This is a genomic window from Halobaculum roseum (assembly GCF_019880245.1).
GTDB classification, from domain to species: Archaea; Halobacteriota; Halobacteria; order Halobacteriales; family Haloferacaceae; genus Halobaculum; species Halobaculum roseum.
The window spans coordinates 1749345-1766012 of sequence record NZ_CP082286.1 but is presented as its reverse complement, the minus strand read 5'-3'; the positions used below and the strand labels follow the sequence as shown (position 1 = coordinate 1766012).

At 70.6% G+C, this 16668-nt stretch carries 21 protein-coding genes; 14 read left to right on the top strand and 7 right to left on the bottom strand.

Annotated features, from left to right (window positions below):
• Nucleotides 1-105: 105 nt before the first annotated feature.
• The 3 genes from K6T36_RS08915 to K6T36_RS08905 all read right to left on the bottom strand — a co-directional run bounded on the left by K6T36_RS08915 (nt 106) and on the right by K6T36_RS08905 (nt 3347).
• Entirely contained in the window at nt 106-1407 is a 1302-nt protein-coding gene (locus K6T36_RS08915; RefSeq protein WP_222920974.1) for an amidohydrolase, read from the bottom strand.
• Between the two features lie 85 nt (nt 1408-1492).
• Nucleotides 1493-2614 (bottom strand): nucleoside recognition protein, encoded by a 1122-nt coding sequence (locus tag K6T36_RS08910; RefSeq protein WP_222920973.1) that lies wholly within the window; start codon nt 2612-2614, stop codon nt 1493-1495.
• A 97-nt stretch (nt 2615-2711) separates the two neighbouring features.
• Nucleotides 2712-3347 carry an IS6 family transposase gene (locus K6T36_RS08905; RefSeq protein ID WP_222920972.1) on the bottom strand — a complete coding sequence of 212 codons (636 nt, stop codon included), beginning with the start codon at nt 3345-3347 and terminating at the stop codon, nt 2712-2714.
• Nucleotides 3348-3448: 101 nt separating this feature from the next.
• Between K6T36_RS08905 and K6T36_RS08900 the strand changes: the two genes are divergently transcribed.
• On the top strand, nt 3449-3937 hold the full coding sequence (locus K6T36_RS08900; protein ID WP_222920971.1) for a hypothetical protein: 489 nt from the start codon (nt 3449-3451) through the stop codon (nt 3935-3937).
• Nucleotides 3938-3996: 59 nt separating this feature from the next.
• Here K6T36_RS08900 and K6T36_RS08895 read toward each other — a convergent pair whose 3' ends face one another.
• Nucleotides 3997-4635, bottom strand: a complete 639-nt coding sequence (locus tag K6T36_RS08895) for a hypothetical protein (RefSeq protein ID WP_222920970.1) — start codon at nt 4633-4635, stop codon at nt 3997-3999.
• Between the two features lie 104 nt (nt 4636-4739).
• Between K6T36_RS08895 and K6T36_RS08890 the strand changes: the two genes are divergently transcribed.
• The 6 genes from K6T36_RS08890 (at nt 4740) to ftsY (ending at nt 7737) form a co-directional block, all read left to right on the top strand.
• On the top strand, nt 4740-4892 hold the full coding sequence (locus tag K6T36_RS08890; protein WP_073308560.1) for a 50S ribosomal protein L39e: 153 nt from the start codon (nt 4740-4742) through the stop codon (nt 4890-4892).
• Nucleotides 4893-5168: a 50S ribosomal protein L31e gene (locus tag K6T36_RS08885; RefSeq protein WP_222606307.1), complete on the top strand. Its 276-nt coding sequence runs from the start codon at nt 4893-4895 to the stop codon at nt 5166-5168.
• A gap of 4 nt (nt 5169-5172) precedes the next feature.
• Nucleotides 5173-5838, top strand: coding sequence for a translation initiation factor IF-6 (locus K6T36_RS08880; protein ID WP_222920969.1), 666 nt, complete (start codon nt 5173-5175; stop codon nt 5836-5838).
• Between the two features lie 115 nt (nt 5839-5953).
• A complete protein-coding gene (rpl18a, locus tag K6T36_RS08875) occupies nt 5954-6130 on the top strand; it encodes a 50S ribosomal protein L18Ae (protein ID WP_222606305.1) in 177 nt (58 codons plus the stop codon).
• Nucleotides 6127-6609, top strand: a complete 483-nt coding sequence (gene pfdA / locus K6T36_RS08870; RefSeq protein WP_222606304.1) for a prefoldin subunit alpha — start codon at nt 6127-6129, stop codon at nt 6607-6609. The genes rpl18a and pfdA overlap by 4 nt, the downstream gene beginning before the upstream one ends.
• A 3-nt stretch (nt 6610-6612) precedes the next feature.
• The gene (gene ftsY, locus K6T36_RS08865; RefSeq protein WP_222920968.1) at nt 6613-7737 is read left to right on the top strand and encodes a signal recognition particle-docking protein FtsY; all 1125 of its coding nucleotides are present in this window, start codon (nt 6613-6615) and stop codon (nt 7735-7737) included.
• 105 nt (nt 7738-7842) lie between these two features.
• Here ftsY and K6T36_RS08860 read toward each other — a convergent pair whose 3' ends face one another.
• Nucleotides 7843-8853 (bottom strand): THUMP domain-containing protein, encoded by a 1011-nt coding sequence (locus K6T36_RS08860; RefSeq protein WP_222923405.1) that lies wholly within the window; start codon nt 8851-8853, stop codon nt 7843-7845.
• A 148-nt stretch (nt 8854-9001) separates the two neighbouring features.
• On the opposite strand from K6T36_RS08860, the gene K6T36_RS08855 reads away from it, so the two are divergent.
• The 4 genes from K6T36_RS08855 (at nt 9002) to K6T36_RS08840 (ending at nt 11378) form a co-directional block, all read left to right on the top strand.
• Nucleotides 9002-9562, top strand: a complete 561-nt coding sequence (locus K6T36_RS08855; protein WP_222920967.1) for a TATA-box-binding protein — start codon at nt 9002-9004, stop codon at nt 9560-9562.
• Between the two features lies 1 nt (nt 9563).
• Complete coding sequence (locus tag K6T36_RS08850) at nt 9564-9917, top strand: DUF7473 family protein (protein ID WP_222606301.1); 354 nt, start codon at nt 9564-9566, stop codon at nt 9915-9917.
• On the top strand, nt 9914-10855 hold the full coding sequence (locus tag K6T36_RS08845; RefSeq protein WP_222920966.1) for a CPBP family intramembrane glutamic endopeptidase: 942 nt from the start codon (nt 9914-9916) through the stop codon (nt 10853-10855). The genes K6T36_RS08850 and K6T36_RS08845 overlap by 4 nt, the downstream gene beginning before the upstream one ends.
• 115 nt (nt 10856-10970) lie before the next feature.
• Nucleotides 10971-11378 (top strand): nuclear transport factor 2 family protein, encoded by a 408-nt coding sequence (locus tag K6T36_RS08840; RefSeq protein WP_222920965.1) that lies wholly within the window; start codon nt 10971-10973, stop codon nt 11376-11378.
• A 71-nt stretch (nt 11379-11449) separates the two neighbouring features.
• Here the strand turns inward: K6T36_RS08840 and hisG are convergent, their stop codons facing one another.
• The gene (hisG, locus tag K6T36_RS08835) at nt 11450-12301 is read right to left on the bottom strand and encodes an ATP phosphoribosyltransferase (RefSeq protein ID WP_222920964.1); all 852 of its coding nucleotides are present in this window, start codon (nt 12299-12301) and stop codon (nt 11450-11452) included.
• A gap of 123 nt (nt 12302-12424) precedes the next feature.
• On the opposite strand from hisG, the gene K6T36_RS08830 reads away from it, so the two are divergent.
• Entirely contained in the window at nt 12425-13603 is a 1179-nt protein-coding gene (locus K6T36_RS08830; RefSeq protein WP_222920963.1) for a M48 family metallopeptidase, read from the top strand.
• A gap of 28 nt (nt 13604-13631) precedes the next feature.
• On the opposite strand, the gene K6T36_RS08825 is transcribed toward K6T36_RS08830, so the two are convergent.
• Nucleotides 13632-14288: a LysE family translocator gene (locus K6T36_RS08825; protein ID WP_225935080.1), complete on the bottom strand. Its 657-nt coding sequence runs from the start codon at nt 14286-14288 to the stop codon at nt 13632-13634.
• Between the two features lie 522 nt (nt 14289-14810).
• On the opposite strand from K6T36_RS08825, the gene K6T36_RS08820 reads away from it, so the two are divergent.
• A complete protein-coding gene (locus K6T36_RS08820) occupies nt 14811-16202 on the top strand; it encodes a signal recognition particle protein Srp54 (protein ID WP_222920961.1) in 1392 nt (463 codons plus the stop codon).
• Between the two features lie 94 nt (nt 16203-16296).
• A complete protein-coding gene (locus tag K6T36_RS08815; protein ID WP_222920960.1) occupies nt 16297-16617 on the top strand; it encodes a cupin domain-containing protein in 321 nt (106 codons plus the stop codon).
• Nucleotides 16618-16668 lie beyond the last annotated feature (51 nt).

Below are 16668 nucleotides of genomic sequence, written 5' to 3'. Positions count from 1 at the left end.
TCCTCCCCAGCCGATTCGCTCGGTCGCTATTGCTCCCTCGCTCATCCCTCGCGCGCGTCCGGCGGGCACGGAGGCCCGCCGGCACGCGCCACCGCAGGTAACGCGTTACTCCTCAGCGCGCGCGACGAGCACCTCCGCGTGCTCCTGTGCCCGTTCACGCACGTCCTCCTCGTCGAGAACGAGCACCTCGCGGTCGCGCATCAACACCTCGCCGTCACACACCGTGTGCCGAACGTCGCTGCCGCGGGCGGCGTACGCGAGGTGCGAGACGAGGTCGTGTTCGGGGGTGAGGTGGGCCGATTCGAGGTCGACGACCGCGAGGTCGGCGTTCGCGCCCGCCTCGATCCGCCCGGAGTCGAACCCGAGGGCCTCGGCGCCGCCCGCGGTCGCCATCCGCACGGCGGTCTCGGCGTCGACCGCGGCGGCGTCGTCCGCGGCGAGCTTGCCGACCATCGCGGCGTCGCGCAGCTCGTCGAAGAGGTCGAGGTCGTTGTTCGAGGCCGCGCCGTCGGTGCCGAGCGCGACGGTCACGCCCGCATCGAGCATGTCCTGGACGGGCGCCATCCCGGACGCGAGCTTCATGTTCGAGGCCGGGCAGTGGACGACGCTCGTGTCGCGCTCGGCGAGCGTCGCGATCTCTGTGTCGTCGAGGTGGACGCCGTGGGCGACGAAGGTGTCCTCGGCGAGCAGGCCGAGGTCGTCGGCGTACGCGGTCGGCCGGACGCCCGCCTCGGCGTCGATCTCCTCGATGTAGGTCTCCGTCTCGTTCAGGTGGAAGTGCAGCGGGACGCCCGCCTCGCGGACCGTCGGCACGAACTCCTCGAAGTACTCGGTGCCGACGGTGTGGGGCGCGTGGGGCATCACCGCCGTTCGGATCCGGCCGTCGGCGGCGCCGTCGTACTCCTCGGCGACGGCGACCGACTCGGCGAAGTCCTCCCGTGCGGCCGCCTCGTCCTTGCCGACGGTGACGACGCCGTGGCCGACGCGGGCGCGGAGGCCGGCCTCGCGGACCGCCTCGACGACCTCGCCGACGTGGAAGTACATGTCCGCGAACGCGGTGGTGCCGCTCCGGATCAGCTCGACGGCAGCCAGCCGGGTGCCCACACCGACGTCCGCGGGCGTCAACTCCGCCTCCGCGGGCCAGATGTCCTCCTGGAGCCAGTCTTCGAGGTTCTTGTCGTCGGCGTACCCGCGCAGCAGCGTCATCGTCGCGTGGCCGTGGGCGTTCACGAGCCCCGGCATCACGAGCGAGTCGGTCGCGTCGAGCGTCTCGTCGGCGTCGCCCGCGAGGTCGGGGGCCACGTCGAGGATCTCGCCCGCGTCGGCGTCGATCAGCACGTCCGCTCGGATCACGTCGAACTCGGGCGTGAGGACGCGCCCGTCGGTGACGGCGAGTGTGTCGGTCATGTCCGTGGGTGGCGCTCGGCGGCTACTCAATCCGTCGGGTTCGGCGCGCGAGGGGCCCGGGTGCGCTCACACCGAGACCGTGACCTTACGCGAGGAACACGACCAGCGCGACCGAGATGAACACGACCTTCAGCCCGGTGTTCACCGCGATCACCTTCGAGCCGAACTCCGGCCCCCAGATCCCGTACTGGAACGGGATCGACCGCTTGAACGTCGAGAACGCAAAGGAGACGATCCCGCCGATCAACATCCCGGCGACGGCCTGCTCGGGCGTCAGCGTCGACCCGATCAGCGGCGCGAACGCGGCCACGCCCGCGGTCGTGTCGAAGACGAACACGAGGATCGCGGGGACGACCGCCGCGGGGAGCCCGGCCACCTCCGCCAGCGGCCCCGCGACCTCCGAGAGCGCCCGGAGGTCGACGCGGGCGACCAGCACCGTGACGAGCACGTACACGAACGCGAGCCGCGGGACGATCCGCCGGAGCGTCGACCACGTGGAGTCGGCGGCCGACTCGGCGCGCTCGCGCAACGACGCTCCGTCGTCCGTCTCCCCGGGCGTCGCGTCCGCCGGGTCGTCCGCTCCACCATCCGCCGCCTCGCCGGACGCCCCGCCGTCTGCCGCCTCGCCGTCGGCCGCCCCGCCGTCGGTCGCCTCCCGGAGCGTCTCGGGGTCCGGCTCCGGGTCCGATTCCGGGCGGCTCCCCGCCTCCCCGCGCAGGAGGAGCGCGCCGGCGAGCACGCCCGTCAGGGTGATCCCGAGCGCGATGGCGCCGCGCGTGCCGACGTACAGCACGCCCGTCTCGCGGCCGAGGATCGGGATGACGACGGGGACGTAGAACGTGAACAGGTGCTGCACGAAGCCGAAGAACGTGTTGATGACGACGGCGACCATCGTCGCCCGGTCCGACAGCCGGCCGGACTCACGGAAGTCCGCGAGCATGCCGTAGCCCGCCGTCGTCGACGCCGCGGTCGTGACGATGGCGGTGCCGGCCTCGTCCGGGAGGTTCGCCGGCCCAGTGAGATATCGGGAGAAGCCGGCGATCCGCTCGACGAGGCCGAACTCCACGGCGACGTTCGCGAGGAACACCCCGACGGCGATGAGAACCGCGATGCGCGCGACGCGGGCCAGCGCGTCGGCGACGAGCGGGAGGAGATCCGCGAGGAACGGGATGGAGTCCGCGAGGAGCACGACGCCGACGGAGCCCATGGTCGCACTCCGGGCGCGGCCGGTAAGCCGGTTTCGCCGCGCCGGTCGGCCCGCCTCATCCCGTCGGCGCCGAGGCGTTGCACCGAACCGGTAGTGTTCAGATAAGCTGGTTCCATGCGAAGGCGAACGCTTGAAGCCAATTTTCGACGGTGTCTGCTTCGGCGTGGCTAAAACAGTTTGAGAACTGGTTAGTTCGTCGTTTTAGTTCTCTGAAGACACGTTCAACGGCATTCCGATTACCATGTTTTTCGTATCTGTAATCGAGGCCGTGTCGGTGAAGTGCCGCTTGCAGCCACGGTGCGGAATCGACGAGAAAGAGCGCGTCATCGACGAGATGTTTGTCGCGGAGTTCCGCAAGAAACATCTCGGTAATCGCTTGATTTCTCGTCGGAGAGAGCTTCACGTGCAACAAACGATTCGTGTCGGGATCGACGGCAGCGTACAGCCAGAACCGTTGGTCGTTGAGCTGGATCACGGTCTCGTCAACCGCGACGTGATCCGGATTGGCGCCATCGAGGGGCTGTAGATCGGCCTTCTGAACCCAGTTGTGAACGGTCGTTCGACAGCGGTCGACACCCAACCTATCGAGAATTGAAACGGTATCCGAAAGTGATAGTCCAGCCAAATGGAGTCGGATACCGAGCTTCATCGCCGGCTCGGGTGTCGCCTCTCGCTCCACAAAATCTAACTCGAAGCAATCGCTACCTCCGTCGAGGCGGGCGATTTCGAGCATTGATCACTCAAAAATCGTTCCGCCTCACTCTTCATCCTTATCTGAACACCGCCCCGAACCGGGCGGCGGATTTATCTTGTCGGCCGAAAAATCGGGTGCGAATGCGCGGTCGAGGGCGAACGAGGACGACGGTTCGCTACCGGGTGAGCGAGCCGGCGCTGTCGGGACTCACCGTCGGCGCCGTCGTCGTTCCCGCGCCGCTGTTCGCCGCCGCCGTCGCCGTCGACGGCTGGACCGCCGGGCTCGTCGGGCTCGCGGCGACGATCGGCGTCGCGCTGTATGCGGCCCTCGCGGCCGCGGGGGACGACGACGGCGGACTCTCCGCCGACGGCGACCCGGTCCGGCGGGCGGGCCTGGCCGGCGGCGGGGCGTTCCTCGCCGGCGCGCTCCCGTCGCTGGTGGTGCTCGCGGAGATGGGATGGGGGTTCCCGCTCGCGGTCGGGATCGTCGCCGCCGAGCTGGCGGTCGTCGGGGGCCTCCGCGTTCGGCTGGTCGGCGGCGACGTGCTGGAGACGGCCGTGCGCGTCGCGCTCGGCGGCGCGCTCGCGGCCGCCGTCGGCGCCGGGGTGGGGTCGCTCGCGGGGCTGTGACTGACGGCTTCCCCGCCGGGTCGCTCCGCTACCGACGGCTCTCCCGCCGGCTCCCCCGCCTACCGAACTTCCTCCACGCGCACGTCGTCGATGTAGTGGGTGGCGTCCGCCTCCCAGACGACCGCGACGCCCACCGAGAGGTGTAGCTCGTCCGGAACCTCGCTCGGTTGCCACTCGAAGCGGTACTCGTCCCACCCCTCGACGCGGTGGAGCGGCTGTCTCAGTCCCCCGACCGCGGTCGGCGACTCGGGCGTCGTGACCGTCTCCGGCGGCGGGAAGTCCTCCTCGGTCTCGGGCGGCTCGGGGCCGATCCGGACGGCGAGGTTCCGGAGGACGTTGAAGCTCTCCGACTCGCTCCAGGCGTGCGCCGACACCCGGAGCACGTCGGCGTCCACCTCGCTGGTGTCGATCGGGCGGGTCAGCCAGGCGATCCCGTCGTCGTAGTCGCCCTCGGTGAACACCTCGACGCTGCGGGCGCCGGTGTTCGCCCGCTCCGTCGACGGCGAGATCGACCACTCGAACTCATCGAGGGGCACCTCCGGCCCGATCGCGGCGTCGGTGGTCCATGCGTCGATCCCGTCCTCGAAGGAGTCTGCCAGCGGCGGCGGGGGACGACGGCCGACGACGCAGCCGGCGAGCGATCCCAGTCCCGTGGCGGCGAGGCCGCCGGCCGCGCGGAGCGCGTCGCGTCTGTGCACGCCCACGTCGTGTCTGGTTGAGGACAAAAACTCGCCGGCCTCCGGGACGGGAGCGACCCGGATGGACAGGGTTTTCCCTTCCCGAAGCAAAACTGCCGGATACCATGACCAAGAAATCCAAGGCCAAGAAGAAGCGCCTTGCCAAGCTGGAGCGGCAGAACAGCCGCGTTCCGGCGTGGGTGATGATGAAGACCGACATGGAAGTGACCCGCAACCCGAAGCGACGCCACTGGCGGCGCTCGGACACCGACGAGTAAATGAGCGCCAACGACTTCGAGGAGCGCGTCGTCACGGTCCCGCTCCGCGAGGCGAAGCAGGCGCCGGCCCAGGAGCGCGGCGACCGGGCGATGTCGCTCGTCCGCGAGCACCTGGCGAAACACTTCTCGGTCGACGAGGGCGACGTCCGCCTCGACCCCGCGGTCAACGAGACCGTCTGGGAGCGCGGGCGCCAGAAGCCGCCGAGTTCGGTACGCCTGCGCGCGGCCCGCTTCGACGAGGACGGCGACATCGTCGTCGAGGCGGAGCCGGCCTAAGGGCGTGCTTCGGGTTTCGTTCGCCGGGTCGTCGTACGTCGGAGTCTACGCGCACGCCGCCAGCGACTGCCTCGTCGTGCGGCCCGACGTCGAGGACGACCTCGCCGACCGGCTCGAAAGCGAGTTCGGCGTCGAGGTCCTGACCACGACGGTCGGCGGTTCCGGCACGGTGGGCTCGCTGGTCGCGGGCAACGAGAACGGAACGCTCGTGTCCCGACAGGCGACCGACCGCGAGATCGACGCGATCCGCGAGGCGACCGGCGACCCAGTCGAACGCCTCCCCGGGAAGCTGAACGCCGCAGGCAACGTCGTGCTCGCGAACGACTACGGCGCGTACGTCCACCCCGATCTCACAGACGAGGCGGTCGACGTGGTCGCCGACGTGCTCGACGTGCCGACGAAGCGCGGCTCGCTCGGCGGCGTCAACACCGTCGGCACCGCCGCGGTCGCCAACAACACCGGCGTCCTCTGTCACCCGCACAGCGAGGAACCGGAGCTGGAGGCGCTGGAGGAGCACCTCGACGTGTACGCCGACCTGGGCACCGTGAACTACGGCGCCCCGCTGGTCGGCTCGGGGCTGCTCGCCAACGACGACGGGTACGCCGTCGGCGAGGACACGACCGGCCCCGAGTTGGGTCGGATCGACGACACGCTCGGGTTCATAGATTAGCCTCCGAGGCCCGGACGACCGGCCGATCCGACGTTCGTCGTCGCCGCGGCCGTCGACCTGGCTAAGGGGTCCGAGTCGGAAGGTACTTCCCGCTCCCGAGCGGTTTTTCGGGCACATGAGCCAGTTCACTGTTAGCGGCGAGTTCCAGACCCGAGACGGGATGCAGGCGTTCACCCGCTCGCTCGACGCGGTCAACGAGAACGTGGCGCGCGAGCACGTCCTCTCGAAGTTCGGCGCCGAGCACAACCTGAACCGCACCCAGATCGAGATCGGCGAGGTGGTCGCCGAATGAGCCTCGGTGGTGGCGGCGGTCCCGGCCAGCAGCAGATGCAGCAGATCTCCCAGGAGATCCAGGCGATCGAGGCGGAGATCGAGGAGCTGGAGGAGGAGATCGACGACCTCCGACAGGAGCAGCGCGACATCGACGACGCCATCGACGCCGTCGGCCAGATCGAGACCGGCTCGACGGTCCAGGTGCCGCTGGGCGGCGGCGCGTACGTCCGCGCCGAGGTCCAGGACCTCGACGAGATCGTCGTGAGCCTCGGCGGCGACTACGCCGCCGAACTGGAGGAGGGCGACGCCGTGGAGGCCCTTGAGGGGCGGAAGGACGCCCTCGACGACCAGATCGACACCGTCAGCGACGAGAAGGCCGACCTCGAGGCCGAGAGCCAGCAGCTCGAACAGCAGGCCCAGCAGATGCAACAGCAGATGCAGCAACAGCAGATGCAGCAGATGCAGCAGATGGCCGACGAGGACGACGGGGACGAGTAAGGAATGTTCGACGGCCTGAAGGACAAGCTTTCCTCGTTCCGCGAGGACGCCGCCGAGGAGGTCGAGGAGAAGGCCGAGGAGGCCGACGCCGAGGCCGCCGAAGTCGACGCCGCGGCGGACGCGACCGCCGAGGCGGCCCCCGACGCGACCGAGCCCGAGCAGTCGGGCGCGCCGGCGGCCGACGAGGCAGCCTCGACCGACCCCGGCGAGGGCGAGCCGGCCGACGACGAGTCCGCCGGCCCCGGGCGCCTCAAGCGCGCGGCGGCGTTCGCGACCGGGAAGGTCATCATCGAGGAGGAGGACCTCGAGGAGCCCCTTCAGGACCTGGAACTCGCGCTGTTGTCCAGCGACGTCGAGATGAGCGTCGCCGACCGCATCCTCGAGACCGTCCGCGAGAAGATGCTCGGCGAGACGCGCGCGCAGGTCCAGACGACCGACCAGCTCGTCACCGAGGCGCTCCACGACGCGCTGCTGGACGTGATCAGCGTCGGGCAGTTCGACTTCGAGGAGCGGATCGCCGAGGCGGACAAGCCCGTCACGGTCGTGTTCACCGGCGTCAACGGCGTCGGGAAGACCACGACCATCGCGAAGCTCTCCGAGTGGCTCGACGAGCGCGGCTACTCGTCGGTGCTGGCGAACGGCGACACCTACCGCGCGGGCGCGAACGAGCAGATCCGCGAGCACGCGGAAGCGCTCGACCGGAAGCTCATCGCCCACGAGCAGGGCGGCGACCCGGCGGCCGTCATTTACGACGGCGTCGAGTACGCCGAGGCCAACGACATCGACGTGGTGCTCGGCGACACCGCCGGTCGCCTCCACACCAGCAACGACCTGATGGCGCAACTGGAGAAGATCGACCGCGTCGTCGACCCCGACATGACGCTGTTCGTCGACGAGGCGGTCGCCGGCCAGGACGCCGTCAAGCGCGCCCAGGAGTTCGACGACGCCGCGGCGGTCGACGGCTCGGTCCTCACGAAGGCCGACGCCGACTCCTCCGGCGGCGCCGCCATCTCCATCGCGTACGTCACGGGCAAGCCGATCCTCTTCCTCGGCGTCGGCCAGGGGTACGACGACCTGCGGCGGTTCGACCCCGAGGAGCTGGTCGACGAACTGCTCGGCGAGAAGTAGTCGCTCGCCGCGAAGTAGCGCGTCGTTTTCCGGTCGCCTTCGTTCAGTTCGAGAGAGCGATCACCGCTGTCACGGGAACGCCGTCCCCCGCGGCAGGCCCGCCCGCTACGCCCGCTCCAGCACGTGCACGTGTCGGACGAGACTGCGGTGGACCCGCCGCCGGAAGGAGTCGGTGACGCGCCAGCCGGCGTCGACTGCGGCATCGCGCCACGACCGGTCCGCGACCAGCACCCCCCGGGGCGCGACCCGGACAGCCTCCGTGAGCGCGTCGCTCACGAGGTCGTCGAGGCTGTGTCTGGCGATCTTCGACTGGCGGCCGTAGGGCGCGTCGAAGACGACGCCGTCGACCGCGTCGTCGCGGAGTGCGAGCGCGGTGGCGTCGCCCCGGATCACGTCGAACCCGCCGGGCGAACCGCCGAGCGTCGCGGGCGCCGCGGGCGACCCCGCCCCGTCGAGGTAGTGCGCGAGGTTCTCGCGGGCGCCGCGGACCATCTTCGCCTGGGCGTCGTTGCCGACGGCGTCGCTGCCGACGAGCCCCGCCTCGATGAGCACGCCGCCGGTCCCGCACATCGGGTCGACGAGCCGGGTTCCGGGCCCCGCCCCCGCGAGGTTCGCGTACGCGCGGGCGTCCATCGGCGCCATGCTCCCGGGCTGGAAGAACGGCCGATCCGTGGGCCGGCGTGCGGAGAAGTCGCGGACGGACTCGGCGACGACCCAGCCGACGAGGCAGGTGTCGTCGGCGAACAGCACGCGGAGGGTGTGGTCGGGGTCGTCGAGGTCAACGTCGAAGCCGCGCGCGACGAGCGCGCTCCCGCACTCGCGTTCGACCTCGCTCGTCGAGACGGCGGCGCTGTCGCGGAGCGCGCGCGCGCGAACGGCGACCGTGCCCTCCCGCCCGATGCTCGCGGCCTCGACGGCCGCGCGGGCGCTTCGCGGGTCGGCGTCCGTCCGCCCGAGCAGGTCGAGGGCGCGCCTGGTGTACGCCAGCCCGCGCACGCGCTCGGGGTCGACCGCGTCGGCGACCGCCAGTCCCGGGGCGACGCGTTCGATCCCGGTCGCGGCGGCGACCCCCGCCTCCAGCGCCGCGAACCGGTCCTCGTCGCCGACGAACTCCAACCCGTACACGGACGGACGTGCGGCGGCGCGGCGCTTGAACGCACGGGTTCGCGCCGGCGCCGAGGGCGGCGTCGACTCCCGCGGAGCGAATCCGCATGGGGGCACGGCGGTAGTACTTTATTCATTTAAACCGTCGGTTCCAACGAGAATGCCTGATCCCACGGAGTCGATCAACATCGAGAACGTCGTCGCGTCGACGGGGATCGAGCAGGAGTTGGACCTCCAGACGGTCGCCATGGACCTCGAGGGGGCGGACTACGACCCCGAGCAGTTTCCGGGGCTGGTGTATCGGACTGCCGATCCGAAGAGCGCCGCGCTCATCTTCCGCTCGGGCAAGATCGTCTGCACCGGCGCCAAGAGCACCGACGCGGTCCACGAGGCGCTCCACATGGTGTTCGACGAACTGCGCGCGCTGGATATCCCGATCGAGGAGGACCCCGAGATCACCGTCCAGAACATCGTCACCTCCGCCGATCTGGGGAAGGATCTGAACCTGAACGCGATCGCGATCGGGCTCGGCCTGGAGAACATCGAATACGAACCCGAGCAGTTCCCCGGCCTCGTCTACCGCATCGACGAGCCCGACGTCGTGGCGCTGTTGTTCGGCTCCGGCAAGCTCGTCATCACCGGCGGGACGGAGCCCGCCGACGCCGAGGCGGCCGTTCAGGTCATTTCCGACCGGCTCTCGGATCTGGGGCTGCTCGGGTAGCGTGCTGCTGCAACAGTCCTCGCTCGGCGTCCTCGCCGGGTTCCTCCTCATCGCGGTGCTGTCGACGCTGCTGGCGAACACCGCCGCCTACTTCGTCCTCGGCGACGAGGCCGAGCTCAGACAGGCGGTCCCGCCGGGCGTCGCGATGGCGCTCGTCGGCCTGTCGGCGGCCGTGTTGCCGACGGCCGGCGTCATCGCCATCGCGCTCGTCGTCGACTTCGTCGTCGTGCGCCTCGCGTACGGGCTGGACCGTCGCGGCACCGCGATGATCACCGCGATGCACTACGCGTTGACCGTCCTGGCGGCCATCGGCATCCAACAGATTCTCGCGATCTACCAGACTGCTCCCGGATGACCGGGGTCGTCGACGCCGTTCGGTCGGCCGTCTGGAACGCCCCCGAGCGCCGCCCGCGCGCGCCGCTTCGTCTCGCGGCAGCCCTCGTCGTGATCGTCGTCGCGCTCGTCGCCGGCGGGGTCGCCGCCGCCGTCCTCGGCCTTCCGGTCCCGCTGTCGACCGTCCTTCCGATGCTCGCGGTGACCGGAGCGACGCTGCTGGCCGCTCGATACGTCGATATCCGCACGTTCGCCGATCTGGGACTGCGCCGCGAGCCCGGCTGGCTCGCGGACCTGGGCGCCGGACTCGCGCTCGGGGTCGCACTCCAGACGGTCGTCGCCGGCGTCGGCCTCGCCGCCGGGTGGTTCCGCGTCGCCGACACACTCGTCGGCACCGCGGCCGGCTTCGGCTCCGTCCTCCTGGTGTTCCTCGTCGTGGGCTTCTACGAGGAACTCGTCTCGCGCGGACTCCTGCTGGTCAACGTCGCCGAGGGACTCCGCTTCGCGGGCGAGCGCGTCGCCGTCGGGGGCGCGTTGGCCGTCTCGGCGGCCGTCTTCGGCCTGCTGCACGCGGCCAACCCCGGCGCCTCACTCGCCTCGACGGTCGGGATCACCCTCGCGGGGGCGTTCCTCGGCGTCGGGTTCGTGCTCACCGGGCGGCTGTCGTTCCCGGTGGGCGTCCACATCTCCTGGAACGCCGCGCAGGGGTTGCTGTACGGCTTCCCCGTCAGCGGCCTCGGCATCGACGCCGCCGTCGTCGACCTCGAACCGACCGGGCCGACGATCGTGACCGGGGGGTCGTTCGGTCCCGAGGCCGGGCTGCTCGGGGCGGGCGCGATCGCGCTCGGCACGGTCGCGACGGTCGCGTGGGTACGCTACCGCGAGGGCGACGGGCACGGGATCGGCGTCGGCGTCGACCCGCGGATCTCGGCGCCGACGCTGCGGTGGCGAACGGAGTAAAACCGGGGATTTACCACCGTTTCCGGCCGACGGCGACGATCCGGCCGCATCGTGTGCGAATCTTGCAACTCCTCTATTTACCCTCACGAGACATACACGATCGTTGGTGAAAGAAATGGCGAGCACAGCGGCCAGAACCAACCTGGAGATCGTCCAGGAGATGTACAGCGCGTTCAACGACGGCGACGTGGAGACGGTGCTCGGGCACATGGACCCGGACATCGAGTGGACCGAACCCGAAGGATCGCGGTACGCCGGCACCTATCGCGGCCCCGACGCGGTCACTGAGAACGTGTTCGCGCCGGTGATGGAGGACATGGACCCGTTCGCGGCCGTCCCGGAGCGGTTCGTCGACGGCGGCGACACGATCGTCGTCCTCGGCACCGACCGCGGCACGGTCCGCTCGTCGGGCGAGTCGCTCGAAGCGCCGTTCGCACACGTGTGTGACTTCCGGGACGGGCGGCTGGTCAGGTTCGTCGACTACACCGACACCGCCGCCTGGCAACAGGCGATCGGCGCGTAGCGTAGCCGGTCCGGTCGCTGCGGCGGTCGGTGACTGCTTCGGCGGTCGGTGGCTGATTTTCGGGCGGAGCGCTACTCCACGAGCCGTTCGATCTCGGTGACGAGGATGTCGCTGGCGCCGACGCGCTTCAGCTCGTCGATGACCTCGAACACCGCGCGCTCGTCGACGACCGCGTGGACGGCGACGTGTTCGGTCTCGCCGTCGGCCACGTCCATCACCGTCGGGCCGCCCATGCCGGGGAGCACCTCCTTCACGTCCGCGAGCGCCTCGCGCGGCGCGTTCATCATCAGGTAGCGCTTGTCCTCGGCGGCGGTCACCGACTCGAAGGCCGTCCGTACCTGCCCGACCTTGTCGTCGTCGGCCACGTCGGGACGGGCGAACAGCCGGACCGAGGAAGCGAGCACCTCGTCGACGACCGCGAGGCGGTTCACCTGGAGGGTGGTGCCCGTGGAGGTGATGTCGACGATGGCGTCGGCCATGTCGACGTGCGGGGTGAGCTCGGTCGCGCCCGTCACCTCGACGACCTCGCAGTCGATCCCCTTCCGGTCGAAGTACGCCCGGGTGATCCGCGGGAACTCGGTGGCGACGGTCAGGCCAGAGACGTCCTCGGGGTCGGCGATGTCGCCGTCCTCGGGCGCCGCGAGCACGAGCCGACAGCGGCCGTAGCCCAGATCGAGCAGGTCGACGAGGTCGTGACCCGACTCCCTGGCCTGATCGAGTCCGGTGATCCCCACGTCGGCGGCGCCGTCGGCGACGTACTCCGGGATGTCGGCGGCGCGCGCGAACAGCACGGACACGTCCGGGTCGACCGTGTCGGCGTACAGCTGCCGGTCGGCCGTGTTCTCGATGTGCAGGCCGGCGCGTTCGAGCAGGTCGATCGTCGGCTCGTGCAGGCGGCCCTTGTTGGGCACGGCGATGCGCATGGCCGTGGTGACGGCGCCGCCGTCCTTGAGTCCGTCGGGGGCGCTGCGCGACCGTCGCCGAGACTGCTCCCGGAACCCCGACGGGTCGGCACGGTTTTCATCCGCGCGACTGGATCGCCGCGCATGGTCCCGCTTCAGTCCGCAGTCGCGTCCTCCACGCCCGATCTCGGGCCGCCGGTCGTCTTCTGGGTACTCCTCTGTCTGCTCGGGGCGGTCGTCGGCGCCGTCGGCAGCGCCCTCGCGCGCCGGCTCTCGAACCCCGTCGGGAAGTACCGCCTGCTGTACGTCGGCGCCGTCCTCCCGCTCGGGGTGCTAGCGTACGGCCTCCTGTCGATCCTCGATCTGGGCGCGGCCGTCCGTGCGGCGCTCGTCGGCGGATCGACCGGCACCGTCGCCGTCGACGTGTTCCTCTCGGAGTTCCTGACGATGTCTGCGGCCGGCACCGTCGCGCTCGTCGCGTACGCGCCGACGGTGCGCGGCGTCCGCGCCGTCCGCGACATCGACCTCTCGACGGGCCGGGCCGTCGCACTGATGGCCCGGTGGCTGCTGGGCGCGAGCGGCGTGTTCGCGCTCGCGTTCACGCCGTTTCGGCTCGAGCTCGGGGCGGGAACGTCGACCGTCGCCGTCGCGGTCGGGCTCGTCGCGCTCGTGGTCGGGGTGCTCGCGGCGTCGCCCTGGTTCGTCGGCGCGCTCCGGTCGACGCGGGAGCCGGCCGGCGACGACGCCGCCCGGATCGACCGCCTTCGCGAGCGCGCCGGGGTCGGGTCGGGGCTCGTCGACGAGGTTCGCGTGCTCGACACCGACGACGAGGAGACCGCGAACGCGTTCGTCCGCGGGATCGGCCCGACCCGGCGACTGTTCGTGACGAGCACGTTCCTCGACGCGCTCGACGACGAGACCGCCGCGGCACTGCTCGCGGTGCAGGCCGGACGCGTCCGCTCGCGGGCGCTGTCGCGTCGAATGGGCGCGGTGATCGGCGCGGCCGTCCCGCTGCTTACCGCGTTCTCCGGTTCGGGCGGTCCGAACGGCTCGCTCGTCGCCGTCGCCGGCGTCGCGCTCGTCGGGGGGCTGTGGTACGCGCGCCGGGGGATCCTCGCGGCCGACGACCGCGCGGCCGAGTCGGTCGGCGCCGACGCCGTCGCCGACGCGCTGGAGCGGTACGCCGAGGTCCACGCGATGGAGCCGTCGCGTCGGCGGGTGCCGAACCCGCTCTCGGCGAACGTCGCGCTGGGCGATCGGATCGACCGCCTCCGCGAGCGTGCCCGGGAGGGCGGGGAGGCAGCGGACGCCCCGAACGCGTAGTCGGGGTCGCGTCCCCGGAGGCGACGACTCACACGACCCGAACGACCAGCGCCGCCGCCAGCGCGACCAGCACCGCGGCCGATCCGAGCCGGATCGCCCGTGCGGTCCGGCCGGTCGCCACCGCGCCGATCCGTCCCGCGAGCGCGCCGACGGCGCCGAGGTACGCGACGGTGAGCAGGGCGTACACGGCCCCGAGCGCGACCATCGTCGCCGGCTCGCCCTCGCCGGCGAAGCCGGGGAGGAACGCGAGGAAAAAGAGCGCGACCTTCGGGTTCGCGACGTTGGTCAGGAGGCCGCGACGGAACCCGTCGCTGACGGTTCCGGTTCCGGGCTCCGCGGGGCCGCCGTCGGGTCGAGCGTCAGACACTCGACCGTCTCGCGGTCTCGACCCGAAACCGTGCCCTTTCGCCGTGTCGATCGCGAGCCACAGGAGGTACGCAGCGCCCGCGAGCGTGACGAGGGTCGCCGCGGTCGGGACCGCGCGGTAGACGGCCGCCAGTCCCAGCGCCGCCGCGGTGGCGTGGATCAGGACGCCGACGGCGACCCCGACGGCCGCGCCGACGCCGGCCGCGCGCGAGGCGAACCCGCGGGTGAGGACGACGAGGGTGTCCTGCCCGGGGACGAGGATCAGCGCGCCCGCGGCGGCGACGTAGGCGGCGAGGGTGGCGGCGTCGAGCCCGAACACGTCACCGGGTTCGCGGTGTCGGGTGAAGTGGTTTCGGTGCGATCCGATCCGACGACAGCCATGGCGCGCGCCGGCGCGGCTCCGTCCGCGCCGGGAGCGCGCGAGGGGCGAGAAGCACAGCGAGGCCGGAGGCCGAGCGAGCATCGCAGTCGGCTGGGGAGGCTCACGTGAACGGAGTGAACGTGAGTTCGTCGGAGCTTGCTCCGACGTAAATGAGGTGCGGTGCGGTCGTAGCGGGTGGGACTGAAAGGGGTCGTGGGTGTGCGGGAAGCCCGACGTTCACGAGAGCTTTGCTCTCGTGAGCCAATCAGAACGCTGCGCGTTCTGATGACGACGCTAGCACCGGAGCGAACGGAGTGAGCGAGGAGCGCAGCGAGTCGCGCGACCGCACACCCACGGGGGCTTTCGAGGTCGTCGGTACATCGATAGCCGCCTCGAACTCGGTCGAACCGCGAACGCAAACAGTACCGGAACCGTGTAGGGAAGCCTTTACCGCACGGACCGACTACCACGACCAACAAGATGGTACTCGACGATCTGGGGAGCTCCCTCCGGGGCACGATGGACTCGCTCCGCGGGAAGTCCCGTATCGACGAGGACGACGTGCAGGAGGTCGTCAAGCAGATCCAGCGCTCGCTGCTTGCGGCCGACGTTGACGTCGACCTCGTGATGGAGCTGTCGGACAGTATCAAAACGCGCGCGCTGGAGGAGGAGCCCCCCGGCGGCACGACCGCCCGCGACCACGTCCTCAAGATCGTCTACGAGGAGATGGTCGACCTCATCGGCGAGTCGACCGAGATCCCGCTGGAGGAGCAGACGATCATGCTCGCGGGCCTCCAGGGCTCCGGGAAGACGACGACGGCCGCCAAGATGGCGTGGTGGTTCTCGAAGAAGGGGCTGCGCCCGGCGGTCATCCAGACCGACACGTTCCGCCCCGGCGCCTACGACCAGGCCAAGCAGATGTCCGAGAACGCCGAGGTGGAGTTCTACGGCGACCCGGACAACGACGACCCCGTCGACATCGCCCGCAAGGGTCTCGAAGCGACCGCGGACGCCGACGTTCGCATCGTCGACACCGCCGGCCGCCACGCGCTGGAGGACGACCTGATCGAGGAGATCGAGCAGATCGACGACGCGGTCGACCCGGACCGCTCGCTGCTCGTGCTCGACGCCGCGATCGGCCAGGGCGCCAAAGAGCAGGCCCGCCAGTTCGAGGAGTCGATCGGCATCGACGGCGTCGTGATAACGAAGCTCGACGGGACCGCGAAGGGCGGCGGGGCGCTGACGGCCGTCAACGAGACCGGCTCGTCGATCGCGTTCCTCGGCGCCGGGGAGACGGTGCAGGACATCGAGCGCTTCGAGCCAAACGGCTTCATCTCGCGACTGCTCGGGATGGGGGACCTCAAGCAGCTCTCCGAGCGCGTCGAGCGCGCGATGAGCGAGACCCAGGAGGAGGACGACTGGGACCCCGAGGACATGATGGAGGGCGAGTTCACCCTCAAGGACATGCGCAACCAGATGAAGGCGATGGACCGCATGGGCCCCCTCGACCAGGTGCTCGACATGATCCCCGGGATGGGCGGCGGGATCATGGACCAGCTCCCCGACGACGCGATGGACGTGACCCAGGAGCGCATGCGCTCGTTCGAGATCGCGATGGACTCGATGACCGAGGAGGAGCTGGAGAACCCCGCCGTCATCAAGAGCGACCGGCTGGAGCGGATCGCCCGCGGCTCGGGCGTTCCGAAGGAGCGCATCGAGGAGCTGCTCGAACAGCACAGCATGATGAAGCGGACGATGGACCAGTTCGGCAACATGGGCGACGGCGACATGCAGCGGATGATGAAGAAGCTGCAACAGCAGGGCGGCGGCGGTGGCGGCGGCGGCATGGGCGGGATGGGCCCGTTCGGGTGAACTGAAGCAACCCGCGGGCGTCACCGGCGCCGCGATTCGTGCGCGGCTGGAACCGCCGACAGCTAGATGGGCGTTTCGCCGGTTTCGACCGATCGTGAGCTACACCACCGTCAACTACCGCGACGTCGAGCCGGCCGCGGGCGCGATGCACTTCCTGCGTGAGCCGCTGGAGTGTGAGCACGTCGGCGTCACGGTCGTCGACTGCGACCCGGGCTGGACCGGGAAGGAACACGACCACGCCGAGCGCGACCACGAGGAGGTGTACCTGCTCGTCGAGGGCGCCGCGACGGTCGCCGTCGACGGCGAGGAGGTCGAGCTGAAACCCGGCGACGCCGTGCGGATCTCCCCGGACGCCACCCGGCAGATCCGCAACGGCGACGCCGAGAGCACGCTGGTGCTCGCCGGCGCACCGTAGAGCGAACGCGAACGCGAGCGGGGGCGCGGACGCAGCTCCGGCGAACCGTCC